We start from the raw sequence: 15042 nt of genomic DNA, 5'->3' as shown, positions 1-15042 counted from the left end.
CACCCCCTCATCAGTTGCGGCGGAATGCGGACTGGATTGGGTAGCTAAAAAAGCCCCGTCCCAAATTAGCTACCCTGCTGGGCATACAATGGATGTCGTTGTGTTGAGCTTACCGGGAGGCTGTTATGTGGGCATACGAGACGACGTTCTATCAGATCTATCCGCTGGGCTTTTGCGGGGCTCCGCGCGAAAACGCCGCGCCCGTTGCCGAGGATGAGCTCGCCCAGGCTGTCAACGCCGCGCCCAACCCCGATGCTCCCATCATGAAGATCGCCCAATGGGCAGACTACCTGCAAAAACTCGGTATTGGCGCTGTGCTGATCAATCCTCCGCTCGAGTCCGATAGCCATGGCTACGATACGCGCAGCCTGCGCCATATCGACCGCCGCCTGGGTGGAGATGCCGATTTTGCCGCCGTATGCGAGACACTGCACGCCCATGGCATCCGCGTGGTGCTCGATGCGGTCTTCAACCATGTGGGCCGTGGCTTTTGGGCCTTCCGCGATGTGCAGGAGCGCAAGTGGGATTCGCCCTACAAGGACTGGTTCCACATTAGCTTTGACGGCGAATCCTGCTATGGCGACGGCTTTTGGTACGAGGGCTGGGAGGGCCATTTTGAGCTCGTGAAGCTCAACCTGCAAAATCCTGCCGTAGTCGATTACCTGCTCGAGTCTGTGCGCCGTTGGGCCGATGACTTTGGCATCGACGGCCTGCGCCTGGACGTCGCCTACATGCTCGACCGCGACTTTATGCGTCGCCTGCACTCCTTTACCCGCGAGCTCAAGCCCGACTTTGTACTGATCGGCGAGACGCTCCACGGCGACTACAACCAGATCGTCAACGACGAGATGCTCGACTCCTGCACCAACTACGAGTGCTACAAGGGCCTGTATTCCAGCTTTAACTCAGTCAATATGTTCGAGATCGCCCATTCGCTGCATCGCCAGTTTGGCGGCGACCCGTGGTGCATCTACCGCGGTAAACACCTGCTGAGCTTTGTCGACAACCACGACGTACCGCGCCTGGCGAGCATTCTCACCGACAAGCGCTGTCTGCGTCCCGCCTATGCCATGCTGCTTGGTATGCCGGGCATTCCGTGCGTCTACTATGGCAGCGAGTGGGGGATTGCCGGCGAAAAGGGCGGACCCGATGGCGACTGGGCGCTGCGACCCGCACTCGACGAGCCCGCGCCTAACGAACTGACAGGCTTTATTGCGCAGCTTGCACACCTGCGCTCGACAAACGATGCGGCGGCACGCGCTCTCAACTACGGCGCGTACCGTAACGTGGTGATTCAAAACAAGCAGCTGCTGTTCGAGCGTGCCTGCGACGACGCCACGGTGCTCGTGGCGGTGAATGCCGTGGACGAGACCTATTCCTTTACAGCCGGCGAGCTCAACGGGTCCTTTGTCGACCTGCTTGCCGACGACGCGCCCACGGTCGAGCTGGCGGGCACGCTTGAGCTTGCGCCCTATGAGGTGCGTTATCTGCTGAGGGTCTAGCCCATGCCTGCGTCTGACGAGGGCTATCAACATATTGAGCATGGGTTTGAGCCCGTGTTCGACCGGCACTCGCGTGTTTTGGTGCTCGGGTCGTTCCCCTCGGTGCTTTCGCGCGCCAATGCCTTTTACTATGGCAACCCTCAGAACCGCTTTTGGCGCTTGATAGCGGCATGCCTCGGTGCGCCTGTGCCACCCAATGAGGGCGATCCTTTGGCGGACGGTACGCCGGCGACACTCGACGCCTCGATTGCCGCCAAGCGATTCATGCTCCTCGACGGCGGCGTAGCCCTGTGGGATGTGATCGAGAGCTGCGATATCAAGGGCTCGAGTGACGCTAGTATTCGTAACGTCGTGCCGGCACACATCGAGCTCATCACCAGCAACGTGTCCATTGAGCAGGTAATATGCAACGGTGGCACGGCGGGGCGCCTCTACAAGCGCTATCTACAGGAGCGGACGGGCCTGCCCGCTGTCATATTGCCGTCAACAAGTCCCGCTAACGCGGCCTGGCGCCTGGAGCGCCTCGTTGAGTGCTGGCGCGAGGCCGTTGACTGGGGTGCTCGATAATTTAGATAGTTGATTGAGCACGGGTGCCGAGACGTTTGATGATGGCGTGCCAGATTGGCGTGGGCACGGCGGGCTTGGCGAAAACCACGCCATCTGCTGTGACATCCCCGGTGTCGCCGCCGCCGAGTCGTTGGGCGTGCTCAACCGAGCAGCCCATGCGCACGGCGCCTACCAGCTTATCCATCGCTTCGGAAAACGGCCGTCGCAGAAGTCCCATGCGTGGGGAATGGTGAAGCGCCGCGATGCCGCTGCCGGCACAGATGACAACGCCGCCGCACCACGTTAGCCTACGGAGTTCGCAAGCTTGGCGCAGGCACTCGATATACCGGTGCGCCTCCTCGGTGCGCCCACAGGTGGCTTGAACGACGACATAGACGCGCGTTCCCGTATTGCCAAAGCGATCGAGTGCTTGTTGAGCGGCGGATGCCGCCTCATCGTTGGGCTTATCCGTAATCGCGAGCACAATGCCATCGACGGCGGCATCGGCGTCATTCGCCTTCAAGTCGACCGGGCGGGGGAGCGCGGTGCCGGAAAGCCGGGCATAGGCCGCGATGGCATCCTGCAGGTCCCAGAGCAAAAACTCAAGATCGGCGCTATTGGGAATACTGACGTATGCAATCTTCTGCAGTGTTTTGGGCTTATTGCCCTGCGGATCTGTCTCCATGCCGCCTCCTTTCCGGTTCGTTTCCGTTTAGGTTACACCGTCTGGCGGCGCCTCGCCGCGCTATCCTAGTGCAACCCTTACGAAAGGAACGCCATGCGCCTGCCCATGAATACCTCGCTTGCCACGCTCAAGCCTTCCGGCATCCGCCGGATCAACGCGCTCGCCGCTCAGCACCCGGGGTGCATCGCGCTCGCGCTTGGCGAGCCCGATTTTCCCACGCCCGATGTGATCAGCGCCGAGGTGGCCGCCTCGCTGGACCGCGGTGACACACACTATCCGCCCAACAACGGTCGCCCCGCCCTGCGCGAGGCGCTGTCTGCCTACATGGACGACGCGGGTCTTACGTTTTCTGCCGACGAGGTCATCCTGACCGACGGCGCGACCGAGGCCCTGTCGGCAACATTCATGGCTATGCTCAATCCCGGCGACGAGGTCATTATCCCCACGCCGGCCTTTGGCCTGTACGAGAGCATCGTCGTGGCCAACCACGCTAAGGCGATCTTTTTGGATACGGAGCCCGCGCAATTTCAAATTGACGAGGACGCCCTTCGCGCCTGCGTGACACCGGCGACCAAGGCCATCGTCATTTGCTCGCCCAACAATCCCACGGGCTGTATCCTCAACGCGGCTTCGCTCGACGCCGTGGCGCGCGCGGCGGAGCAGACGGGCATCTACGTGGTCTGCGACGACGTATACAACCGCCTGGTCTATGTGGATGGCTACGAGCGGTTTGCCCAGCGACACCCGGAGCTGCGTGATCAGACGGTGGTCATCGAGAGCTTTTCCAAACCCTGGGCCATGACCGGCTGGCGCTTGGGCTGGCTCGCAGCCGCAGCCCCCGTCATCGCCGAGATCGCAAAAGCTCACCAATACTTAGTATCGAGTGCCGTCTCCTTCGAAATGGACGCCGCAGCCAGAGCCCTCACCGTCGACCCAACCCCCATGCTCGAAGTCTACCGAGCCCGCCGCGAGCGCGTACTCGCAGCCTTAGACGCCATGGGCCTCGACGCAGTAGAACCAGCAGGAGCCTTCTACGCCTTCCCCAGCATCAAACAGTACGGCCTAACAAGCGAAGATTTCTGCATCAAAGCCATCAAAGAAGCAAACGTAGCCCTAGTCCCAGGCGACTGTTTCGGCTGCGAAGGCCACATCCGCCTAAGCTACTGCGTCTCCGACAAAGACCTAGACGAAGGTCTAAATCGCCTGTCCGCCTTCATTTCGACTTTGTAGTCCTCAGGGATGCAACACATCAGCCCACCGACATAAGGGTTATGCGTGGGGCGCGTCGCTCAACGGACACGAGGATTCGCAGCAAAGGCAACGTAGCTCCGGCCGGGAGGGGCAGGGCGAGTTTTCCGTAGATTCCGCACGAGCCGAAGGCCACTTAATGTGGCCTTCGTGCGAGCCCAGGACTTGACCGAGCGGAAAACTCGCCCTGCCCCTCCCGGCCGGAGCGTATGCAGGGTTTGTGTACGAATTCTCGCGCCCGTTGACCGACGCCGGGGTCCCCGCCATAATACTTTCGGTTCACGCACGAATCCGCTGCCAGAGACAGCCGGTGCAAACGGGCTTCGCCCGCAAGCTTAATGGGACATCCCGCCAGCCGAGGTGGTCGAGTAGATATGTCTTCTCGCCCCCGTCGCTCATGCAGCGCGGGGGCTTTCTTTTTGGACATGCCCCCGTCACGTCCTTGTGGCGGACCGTGCCCGGAAAGAATTCGAGGAGGTGTAATTCATGCCCCAGCAGTACAAAATCGACAAGGTTGCAGAGATCGAGTCCCGTATCGCCGAGAACGCCGGTCTGTTCGTCGTCAACTACAACGGTCTGACGGTTAAGCAGGCTCAGGAGCTGCGTCATCAGCTTCGCGAGTGCGGCGCCGAGATGAAGGTCTACAAGAACAACCTGGTCAAAATCGCTCTCAAGAACCAGGAGCAGCCCGAGCTCGACGAGATTCTCGCCGGCCCCGTCGCTTATGTGTTCTACGAGACCGAGCCGGTCGAGGCCGCTAAGGCCCTTAAGGACTTCTCCGCTAAGTCCAAGGGCGTCCTTGAGATCAAGGGCGGTATCTCCGACGGCAAGGCCGTTTCCGCTGATGACGTTAAGGCTATCGCCGAGCTGCCCACCAAGGATCAGCTTCTCGGCCAGATCGCCGGCCTCATCTCCGGTTTCGCTCGCGACATCGCTGTCTGCGTCAACGGCGTTTCCTCTGGTCTCGCTCGTTCGATCCAGCAGGTCTCCGAGCAGAAGGCAGCCTAGTTGCTGTTTTCACCCGCGGCGGCAACGCCGCACCCCTGGCGCATTCGCGCCGTGTTTTAACTGATCTCCGTGCATCCGCACGGAAACCGAAAGGACTTAGAAATGGCTAAGCTTACCACCGATGAGATCATCGATGCTCTTAAGGAAATGACCCTTCTCGAGGCTTCCGAGCTCGTCAAGGCTATCGAGGACACCTTCGGCGTTTCCGCCGCTGCTCCTGCTGCTGTTGTCGCCGCTCCCGCTGCTGGCGCTGCTGAGGCCGAGGAGAAGACCGAGTTTGACGTCGTGCTCGAGGGCTTCGGCGACAACAAGATCCAGGTCATCAAGGCCGTCCGTGAGCTCACCAACCTTGGCCTGAAGGAGGCCAAGGAGGTCGTCGAGGGCGCTCCCAAGGCTGTTCTCGAGGGTGCCAAGAAGGAGGACGCCGAGGCTGCCAAGGAGAAGCTCGAGGCTGCTGGCGCTGCTGTCACCCTCAAGTAATCAGGCTTTCTCGCCAGATTCCTTTGCAGACGGGGTTCGCATTGCGAGCCCCGTCTTTTTTGTTTATCGGTCCCTCGGCATCGGTTGCTCAAACTGCCATGTTCTGTGATTTGGGTCGTATCGGGTGCCCTGCCGTTGGGCAATAAAATTGCACCATTCGAGCAATAATTTGCGTTGACCTGCTGAAGAATTGTCTCTGCCTTGTAGCGACATATAGTTCCAGCGGTAAGATGCTTGAGTATCGCAATTTGGTCTGCGGCTGTGTGCCGCACGCATGGGGCGCTTTTGCGCCTGCGAAAGGATCTTTGAATAACATGAAGGCAATCATCCCCGCCGCCGGTCTTGGCACGCGTTTTCTGCCTGGCACCAAGTGCACGCCCAAAGAGATGCTGCCGGTGCTCGACAAGCCCGTCATTCAGTACGTCGTCGAGGAGGCGCTCGAGCCCGAGGAGGTCGACGATGCCATCATCGTTACTTCTCCCGGTAAGCCCGAGCTACTGAACTACTTCCAGCCTGATCGCTCGCTCGAGAACCTGCTGCGCGAGCGCGGCAAGAACGCCTATGCCGATGCCGTCGCCCACGCTGGCGGTATGCCGGTCGACTTCCGTTATCAGTACGAGCCCAAGGGCCTCGGCCATGCTATTCGCTCTGCTGCCGACGCCGTGGCAGGGGAGAACTTCCTGGTTCTTCTGGGCGACTACGTTGTGCCTAACCGCGATATCTGCGACAAGATGCTCGCCGTTTCCAAGGAGCACGGTGGCGCTTCGGTTATCGCCGTCGCTGCTTGCTCGCCCGAGGAAGTCAGCCGCTACGGCGTTATCGCCGGCGAGCGCGTCGGTTCGCTCGAGGGCGCCGAGGGCGTTGCCGATGCCGAGCCGGGCGCTGTCTGGCGCATCGGCGGTCTGGTCGAGAAGCCCGCTCCCGAGGCGGCTCCGTCCAACCTGTACATCGTCGGTCGCTACCTGCTGAGCCCGCTGGTCATGGACTTGCTGGCAGATCAGCAGGCCGGCAAGGGCGGCGAGATCCAGCTCACCGACGCCATGGCCCGTTCGCTCGACCGCGAGGCCATGTACGCCGTCGTCATCGACCCGCTGTCGGGCTACGACACTGGCACTCCCTCTGGTTGGATGGCCACTAACGCCCTCATGGCTGCAAACGACCCCCGCTTTGCCGATGCCTTCTGGGACGCCATCGACGAGCGCGGCGGATTGATGCGCAAGTAAGCCTTCGGGCACCGACATTTACGGGCGTGGACCTCGGTTCGCGCCCGTTTTTTATAAGAGCTGCGATTGCTGGCTCTCTGTTCACAGAAAATATATGAACAGATGTTCGATATACATACATCTACCTGCGTGTTTTCTGTCGAAAAACTTTGCTACTCCAAAAACTCAATCGCGTCAAGGCTTTTCTTGCCCAACGGTCGGTACCTGATAAACTATTAGGTTGCGATAACTGGCGAAGCTATGCCTCGCCAACCCACCGAGCATTTCCGTGAAGGAGGAAAAACCTGGTGACCTACGCATACACTGCCACTGAGCGCAAGCGCGTCAGCTTCGGGAAAATCCCGGAGGCCATGGAGCTCCCCAACCTTATCTCTGTTCAAAGGGAATCCTTTGAGCGTTTTAAGGACGAGGGTCTTCGTGAGGCGTTCAAGGAATCCAGCCCCATCCAGAGCCAGAACCATGTTCTCGAGGTTACCTTCGGCGAGCATCAGTTCGGCGACCCCGCGCACACCGTCGAGGAGTGCCGCGAGAAGGATATGACCTATCAGGCTCCGCTTCTGACCGACGTCCGTCTCACCAACAAGGAGACCGGCGAGATCAAGGAGCAGCTCGTCTTCATGGGCGACTTCCCCATGATGACCGATCAGGGCACCTTTATCATCAACGGTACCGAGCGTATCGTCGTCTCGCAGCTCGTTCGTTCCCCGGGCGTGTACTACAGCTCCGAGATGGATTCGGGCAAGCAGATCTACAAGGCCCAGATCATTCCGTCCCGCGGTGCCTGGCTTGAGTTTGAGGTCGACAAGCGCGACCAGCTCATGGTCTCCATCGACCGTAAGCGCAAGCAGAGCGCCACGATGTTCCTGCGCGCCCTTGGCATCGCCGTCACCAACGACGACATCATCGAGCTGCTCGGCAACTCCGATGTGATCAAGCGTACCCTGGAGCGCGATACCGCCCTCACTCGCGAGGACGCCCTCATCGAGATCTACCGTCGTCTGCGCCCGGGCGAGCCTCCCACCGTGGACGCTTCCCGCAGCCTGCTCGAGGGCCTGCTCTTTAACCCGCAGCGCTACGATCTGGCCCGCGTCGGTCGTTACAAGGTCAACAAGAAGCTCAACCTCACCACCGAGGAAGAGGTCACGGTGCTCACCGACGAGGATATCGTCGCGACGCTGCGCTACCTCCTGTCCCTCGCTGCCGGCGAGCAGGGCTTCAAGGTCGACGACATCGACCACTTTGGCAACCGCCGCATCCGTACCGTCGGCGAGCTCGTCGCCAACCAGTTCCGTATTGGCATGAGCCGTATGGAGCGCGTCGTCCGTGAGCGCATGAGCTCCCAGGACATCGACGAGATCACCCCGCAGTCGCTCATCAACATCCGCCCGATCGTGGCCTCCATCAAGGAGTTCTTCGGTTCCTCGCAGCTCTCGCAGTTCATGGACCAGGCGAACCCCCTGACCGGTCTGACCCACAAGCGCCGTCTGTCCGCACTCGGCCCTGGCGGTCTTGCCGGCCACAAGTCCGGCTCCAGCCGCCGCACCAACGTGCCGACGGCCGTCCGCGACGTTCACAATTCGCACTACAGCCGCATGTGCCCGATCGAGACCCCCGAAGGCCCCAACATCGGTCTGATCGGCTCGCTCGCCCTCTACGCCCGCGTCAACGAGTACGGCTTCATCGAGGCCCCGTTCCGTCGCGTCGAGAACGGCGTTGCCACCGATCAGATCGACTGGATGACCGCTGACGAGGAAGAGAAGCACGTCATCGCGCCGGCCAACACGCCGCTCGATCCCAAGACCAACGAGTTCATCACGACCGATGCCGAGGGCAAGATCGTCCGCCCGCACACCGTGATCGCCCGTACCCGCGACTTCGACGGCTCCTTCGGCGCTCCCGCCGACGTGCCTGTCGAGGACGTCGACTACATGGACGTCTCGCCGCGTCAGATGCTCTCCGTCGCAGCCACGCTGATTCCGTTCCTCGAGCACGACGACGCCAAGCGTACGCTGATGGGCGCTAACATGCAGCGTCAGGCCGTGCCGCTGGTTCACCCTGCCGCTCCCTATGTCGGTACCGGCATGGAGCGTCGCGCCGCCCTGGACTCCGGCGAGGTCACCCTGGCCAAGAACGCCGGCGAGGTCATCTTTGCCGACGCCGCCAAGATCATCGTCAAGCATGCCGGCGGCATGGACGAGTATCACCTGGCCAAGTACCAGCGCTCCAACCAGTCCACTTGCATCAACCACCGTCCGCTTGTGCGCGTCGGTGACACCGTTGAGCAGGGCGAGCCCCTGGCTGACGGTCCTTCGACCGATCACGGCGAGCTCGCACTGGGCCAGAACCTCACCGTGGCCTACATGCCGTGGGAAGGCTTTAACTACGAGGACGGTATCGTCGTGTCCGAGCGCCTGGTGGCCGAGGACCTGCTGACGACCATCAACATCACCCGTCACGAGATCGACGCCCGCGACACCAAGCTCGGCCCCGAGGAGATCACCCGCGAGATCCCGAACCTCTCCGAGGACATGCTTGCCAACCTCGACGAGGACGGCATCATCCGTATCGGCGCCGAGGTCGGCCCTGGCGACATCCTGGTCGGCAAGGTCACGCCTAAGGGCGAGAGCGCTCTGACCGCCGAGGAGCGCCTGCTGCGCGCCATCTTCGGTGCCAAGGCCCACGATGTCCGCGACACCTCCCTTAAGATGCCTCACGGCGCTTACGGCCGCGTTATCGACGTCGTCCGCTTTAGCCGCGAGAACGGCGACGACCTGGCCCCCGGCGTCAACGAGCAGGTGCGCGTCTACGTCGCCCAGCGTCGTAAGATTCAGCAGGGCGATAAGATCGCCGGCCGCCACGGCAACAAGGGTGTTATCTGTAACGTTCTGCCGGTCGAGGACATGCCCTACATGGCTGACGGTACCCCGATCGACGTTATCCTCAACCCGCTGGGCGTTCCTTCGCGTATGAACGTCGGCCAGCTGCTCGAGTGCCACCTTGGCTGGGCTGCTGCCTGCGGTTGGGATACCGAGCAGGCCGACTCCGACAAGTACGTTCCCGGTCCGTTCTTCACCGCGACGCCCGTCTTCGACGGCGCCAAGGAGGACGAGATCGCCGAGGTCATCCGTCGCGCCAACAAGAACATGCTCAACAAGGCCACCGCTGCCTTTGGCGATCACATGCGTCCCGAGTTCGTCACCCAGCTTGACGAGCGCGGTAAGACCCGCCTGTTCGACGGCCGCACCGGCGAGGAGTTCCGCGAGCCCATTACCGTGGGTACGTCCTACATCCTCAAGCTCGGCCACATGGTCGACGACAAGATCCACGCCCGTTCGACTGGCCCTTACAGCCTGGTTACCCAGCAGCCTCTGGGCGGCAAGGCTCAGTTCGGCGGCCAGCGCTTCGGCGAGATGGAAGTTTGGGCACTGTACGCTTACGGTGCTTCCAACGTCCTGCAGGAGATCCTGACCGTCAAGTCCGACGATACCGTGGGCCGCGTCAAGACCTACGAGTCCATCGTCAAGGGCGAGAACGTTCCTGTCCCGGGTATCCCCGAGTCCTTCAAGGTTCTCGTCAAGGAGATTCGCTCTCTCGCACTGGACATCGAGCCCATGCACGATGCCGACGAGGACGCCTCCGCCCCTGTGACCGCCGAGGAGACCTCTGCTCTCGACGACCTGGCTGCGCTCGCCGGCGTTGACGCCGACGTCGAGACCGAGGATGCCGAGACCGCCGAGGCGCCCGAGGCTGTCGCCGCCACGACCACTGATAAGGAGTAGTTGACTGTGGCAGATTTCGAAGCTACTGATTTTGACTCGGTAAAGATCTCCCTTGCCTCCGCCGACCAGATCCGTTCCTGGTCGCACGGTGAGGTCAAGAAGCCGGAGACCATCAATTACCGTACCCTCAAGCCCGAGAAGGACGGCCTGTTCTGCGAGAAGATCTTCGGTCCCGCCAAGGACTGGGAGTGCTCCTGCGGCAAGTACAAGGGCATCCGCTTTAAGGGCATCGTCTGCGAGCGCTGCGGCGTCGAGGTTACCTCGGCCAAGGTGCGTCGCGACCGCATGGGCCACATCGAGCTCGCCGCTCCCGTGTCCCACATCTGGTACTTCAAGAGCCCCACGAGCTTCCCGATGAGCCGTATGCTCGACATCAAGTCCAAGGACCTCGAGAAGGTTCTGTACTTTGCCAGCTACATCATCACTGAGGTTGACTATGAGGCCCGCGAGGCCGACGCCGACGACCTGCGCGAGGAGCTCGCCGCCGATCTGGAAGAGATCGATGCCGAGTGCGCCCGCCAGATCGAGTCCCTCAAGGAGCAGGGCGACCCCGAGAACTTTGACGAGTTCTCTGACGAGGAGCCGCTGACCCCCGAGGAGATCGCCTCCGGCATCGTCGACATCGAGGAAGAGTGCAAGGACGAGAAGCAGCTCCGTACGGACGCCTTCAACGCCTTCATGAAGCTCACCGAGCGCGACCTCATCTCCGATGAGCCGCTGTTCCGCGAGATGACCCGCTACTACTCCATGTACTTCAAGGGTGGCATGGGCGCCGAGGCCGTCCGCGACCTGCTCGCTGCCATCGACCTCCCCTCCGAGGCCGAGAAGCTCAAGGCCATCATCGCCGACGAGGACTCCCAGAAGCAGAAGCGCGAGAAGGCCGTCAAGCGCCTCGAGGTCGTTGACGCCTTCCTGAAGGGCGGCAACAGCCCCGCGAACATGATCCTGGACGTCATCCCGGTCATTCCGCCCGATCTGCGCCCGATGGTCCAGCTCGACGGCGGCCGCTTCGCTGCGTCCGACCTCAACGACCTGTATCGTCGCGTGATCAACCGTAACAACCGACTCAAGCGCCTGCTCGACCTGGACGCCCCCGCGATCATCGTGAACAACGAGAAGCGCATGCTCCAGGAGTCCGTGGACGCCCTGTTCGACAACGGCCGTCGTGGTCGCCCGGTCTCTGGCCGTGGCGGTCGCCCGCTCAAGTCGCTCGCCGAGGCCCTCAAGGGCAAGCAGGGTCGTTTCCGTCAGAACCTGCTGGGCAAGCGTGTCGACTACTCCGGCCGTTCGGTAATCGTTACCGACCCCAAGCTGCTGCTGCACCAGTGCGGTCTGCCCAAGACCATGGCGCTGGAGCTCTTCAAGCCCTTCGTCATGAAGCGCCTGGTCGAGCTTGGCAAGGTCGAGAACATCAAGGGCGCCAAGCGCGCTATCGACCGTGGTGCCACCTTTGTGTGGGACATCCTCGAAGAGGTCATCGACGGCCGCGTCGTGCTGCTCAACCGTGCACCGACCCTGCACCGTCTGTCCATCCAGGCCTTTGAGCCGGTTCTGGTCGAGGGCAAGGCTATCCACCTGCACCCGCTGGTCTGCTCGCCCTTCAACGCCGACTTCGACGGCGACCAGATGTCTGTCCACGTGCCGCTGTCCAGCCAGGCTCAGGCCGAGGCCCGCGTGCTCATGCTTTCTGCGAACAACCTGCGCTCGCCGGCATCCGGCAAGCCGGTCAATATCCCTTCGCAGGACATGATCATCGGTGTGTACTACCTGACCCAGGTCCGCGACGGTCTGCCGGGCGAGAACCACGTGTTCGCCAGCTTCGACGACGCGCTGCACGCCTATGACTGCCGCTCCGAGGTCGACATGCAGGCCAAGATCCAGGTCCGCGTGTCCGCCGAGAACGCCAACGTCATCAACGAGGACGGCACCCGTATCTTCCGCGTTAAGAACGGCAAGAACGAGTTCGTCGACTACGACGTCACCGGCAACAAGACCGCGCGCTTCGAGACCTCTATCGGCCGCATCATCTTCAACCGCCAGTGCCTGCCCGAAGACTACGAGTTCATGAACTATAAGATGGTCAAGGGCGACGTGGCCAAGCTGGTTGCTGACTGCTGCGATCGTTACCCCGAGGCCAAGGTCGGCCCGATCCTCGACGCCATCAAGTACTCCGGCTTCCACTACGCTACCCGCGCCGGCCTCACCATCTCGGTGTGGGACGCTCTCATCCCTGCCGAGAAGCAGGGGCTGCTCGACCGCGCCCAGGCCAACGTCGACCAGATCAACGAGTACTTCGAGGAGGGCTTCATCAACGAGACGGAGCGCCACATCGAAGTCGTTAACGAGTGGACCGCTTGTACCGATAAGGTCGCAGCGCTCATGCTCGACATGTTCGACGAGGAGAACCCGCTGTACATGATGGCCGACTCCGGCGCCCGTGGTTCTAAGACCCAGCTGCGTCAGCTCGGCGGCATGCGTGGCCTGATGGCAGACATGTCCGGCGAGACGATCGACCTTCCCATTAAGGCGAACTTCCGCGAGGGCCTGCTGCCGCTCGAGTACTTCATTTCGACCTACGGCGCCCGTAAGGGCCTGGTCGATACCGCATCCCACACCTCGGACTCTGGTTACCTGACCCGTCGTCTGGTCGACGTGGCCCAGGACGTCATCGTCCGCGAGGAGGACTGCGGTACGCACGAGGGCGTCACCTACAACCTCATCATCCCCGGCACCACCGACCTCAACACCGACCTTGTCGGCCGTTGCTTCATTGAGGACGTCGTGGCCCCCGATGGCACCGTGCTCTTTGAGCAGGACGGCTACATCGAGAAGGTCGCCGACATCCAGAAGATGGTCGATGCCGGCCTCAAGAAGGTTAAGCTCCGCGCGCTGCTCACCTGCCGCTCCAAGTACGGCGTGTGCCAGAAGTGCTACGGCTGGGATCTTTCCACCCGTCGTCCGGTCGCCATCGGTACCGCGGTCGGCATTATTGCTGCCCAGTCCATCGGCGAGCCCGGTACGCAGCTTACGATGCGTACCATTCACTCCGGCGGCGTCGCTGGCGTCGACGATATTACGCAGGGTCTGCCTACGGTCAGCCGTATGTTCGATATCGTCGGTAACGTCAACGAGAAGATTCTGGGTCGCGAGGCCGAGCTGGCTCCGTACTCCGGCCACCTCTCGATTAAGCCCGAGAAGTCCGAGTACGTGCTGACGCTCACCGACTCCGAGGACCACACCCGTGTCCTCGACGAGCGTCGCGTCCCCGCTTCGGTGCGCTTCATGCCCGAGATCGAGGACGGCTGCGAGGTTCGCGCCGGCGACCAGATCACCAAGGGCTTCGTCAACTTCCGCAACCTGCGCAAGCTGACCGACATCGAGTCGACGATGCACACCTTCGTCGAGAGCGTCAAGGACGTCTACACCAGCCAGGGCGTCGACCTGAACGACAAGCACATCGAGGTGCTCGCACGTCAGATGCTGCGTCGCGTTCAGATCACCAACCCCGGCGACTCCAAGTACCTGCTTGGTCAGTACGTCGACCGCTACGAGTTCGCCGACGAGGTCGAGCGCGTTGCCCGTCTGGGTGGTCAGGCTCCCGTGGCCGAGCCCGTCATCCTGGGTACGCTCAAGGTCGCGTCCAACATCGACTCCTGGCTGTCGAGCGCTTCGTTCATCCGCACCGCCGGTGTCCTTACCGAGGCTGCCATCGAGGGCAAGGTCGACCACCTGCTCGACCTTAAGTCCAACGTCATCGTTGGTAAGAAGATTCCTGCCGGTACCGGCCTCAAGCCGTACGCCAACGCCAAGCTGACGTATCGCACGGCCGACGGCTACGTGGACATCGACGGTCCGGCTTCGCCCAACGCCAAGTCGCTGCCCGAGTGGGCTCCTGTGGAGCTCAAGGACCTGGACGAGCAGCTCCCGCAGCAGCTCGACTGGGCCGGCTACGACGAGTTCGGTGGTGCTGACGGTTCGTTCACCCGCAACGGCCACACCATCTCCGCCGAGAAGGCTCGCCTGTACCTGTTCGACGACCTGGGCGTGTCGCAGCGCTGGACCAACAAGTTCAGCGAGGTCGGCATCGAGACGGTCGGCGACCTGGTCGGCAAGTCCGAGGAGGATCTGCTGCGCATCGATGGTATCGGTGCCAAGGCGATCGAGGAGCTCCGTGACGGTCTGGAGGCCCACGACCTGCTCTACATCCTCGAGAACAACGACGACGTTGCCGACGAGGAAGACCTCTCGCAGCTGCTGCAGATGGTCTTTAGCCCCGACGGTCCGGACGACATCCTGCTGGGCACCTCCGCTGCTCCGACGCATCACGCCGACGCCGACGAGGAGCTCCTGGGCGCCCCGATCGACGACAAGAAGGCTCCCGCCAACGGTGCCATCAACGAGGACATGGCTTCCCTCGACGAGCTGCTTAACCAGCTCGTAGACACCGACGACGCCGAAGAGGCCAAGGACAACGACGAGGAGTAATTAGTTCCGCCGTTCTAACGAACGGCGGCGACCTCCGTCGCTGCGCGGCCCCCAGAGCTACAATCTGTCATTCAAAAGGCAGGGCA

The 15042-nt window shown here is 61.9% G+C and carries 9 protein-coding genes; 8 read left to right on the top strand and 1 reads right to left on the bottom strand.

The genetic code is table 11. The features are described from left to right. Positions 1–125 precede the first annotated feature (125 nt). Positions 126–1502, top strand: a complete 1377-nt coding sequence (locus DW029_RS02080; protein ID WP_118345142.1) for an alpha-amylase family glycosyl hydrolase — start codon at positions 126–128, stop codon at positions 1500–1502. A 3-nt stretch (positions 1503–1505) separates the two neighbouring features. Then, the gene (locus tag DW029_RS02075; RefSeq protein ID WP_118345141.1) at positions 1506–2069 is read left to right on the top strand and encodes a uracil-DNA glycosylase family protein; all 564 of its coding nucleotides are present in this window, start codon (positions 1506–1508) and stop codon (positions 2067–2069) included. Position 2070: 1 nt separating this feature from the next. Here DW029_RS02075 and DW029_RS02070 read toward each other — a convergent pair whose 3' ends face one another. Continuing rightward, a complete protein-coding gene (locus DW029_RS02070) occupies positions 2071–2733 on the bottom strand; it encodes a hypothetical protein (RefSeq protein ID WP_117743076.1) in 663 nt (220 codons plus the stop codon). A 93-nt stretch (positions 2734–2826) separates the two neighbouring features. Here DW029_RS02070 and DW029_RS02065 point away from each other — a divergent pair, with 93 nt between their 5' ends. The 6 genes from DW029_RS02065 to DW029_RS02040 all read left to right on the top strand — a co-directional run bounded on the left by DW029_RS02065 (position 2827) and on the right by DW029_RS02040 (position 14956). Then, positions 2827–3963 (top strand): pyridoxal phosphate-dependent aminotransferase, encoded by a 1137-nt coding sequence (locus tag DW029_RS02065; protein WP_118345140.1) that lies wholly within the window; start codon positions 2827–2829, stop codon positions 3961–3963. 504 nt (positions 3964–4467) lie between these two features. After that, positions 4468–4989 carry a 50S ribosomal protein L10 gene (gene rplJ, locus DW029_RS02060; protein ID WP_089572500.1) on the top strand — a complete coding sequence of 174 codons (522 nt, stop codon included), beginning with the start codon at positions 4468–4470 and terminating at the stop codon, positions 4987–4989. A gap of 102 nt (positions 4990–5091) precedes the next feature. Further along, positions 5092–5469, top strand: coding sequence for a 50S ribosomal protein L7/L12 (gene rplL, locus DW029_RS02055; RefSeq protein ID WP_006235005.1), 378 nt, complete (start codon positions 5092–5094; stop codon positions 5467–5469). Positions 5470–5783: 314 nt separating this feature from the next. After that, positions 5784–6692, top strand: a complete 909-nt coding sequence (locus DW029_RS02050; RefSeq protein WP_117786148.1) for a UTP--glucose-1-phosphate uridylyltransferase — start codon at positions 5784–5786, stop codon at positions 6690–6692. A gap of 350 nt (positions 6693–7042) precedes the next feature. Continuing rightward, entirely contained in the window at positions 7043–10471 is a 3429-nt protein-coding gene (locus tag DW029_RS02045) for a DNA-directed RNA polymerase subunit beta (protein ID WP_233543783.1), read from the top strand. A 6-nt stretch (positions 10472–10477) separates the two neighbouring features. After that, positions 10478–14956: a DNA-directed RNA polymerase subunit beta' gene (locus DW029_RS02040; RefSeq protein ID WP_199582448.1), complete on the top strand. Its 4479-nt coding sequence runs from the start codon at positions 10478–10480 to the stop codon at positions 14954–14956. Positions 14957–15042 lie beyond the last annotated feature (86 nt).

The organism is Collinsella sp. AF38-3AC (assembly GCF_003474365.1).
In the GTDB taxonomy this organism is placed as follows: domain Bacteria; phylum Actinomycetota; class Coriobacteriia; order Coriobacteriales; family Coriobacteriaceae; genus Collinsella.
The sequence above is the reverse complement of the archived record's forward strand: the minus strand, read 5'-3'. Positions and strand labels throughout refer to the sequence as shown.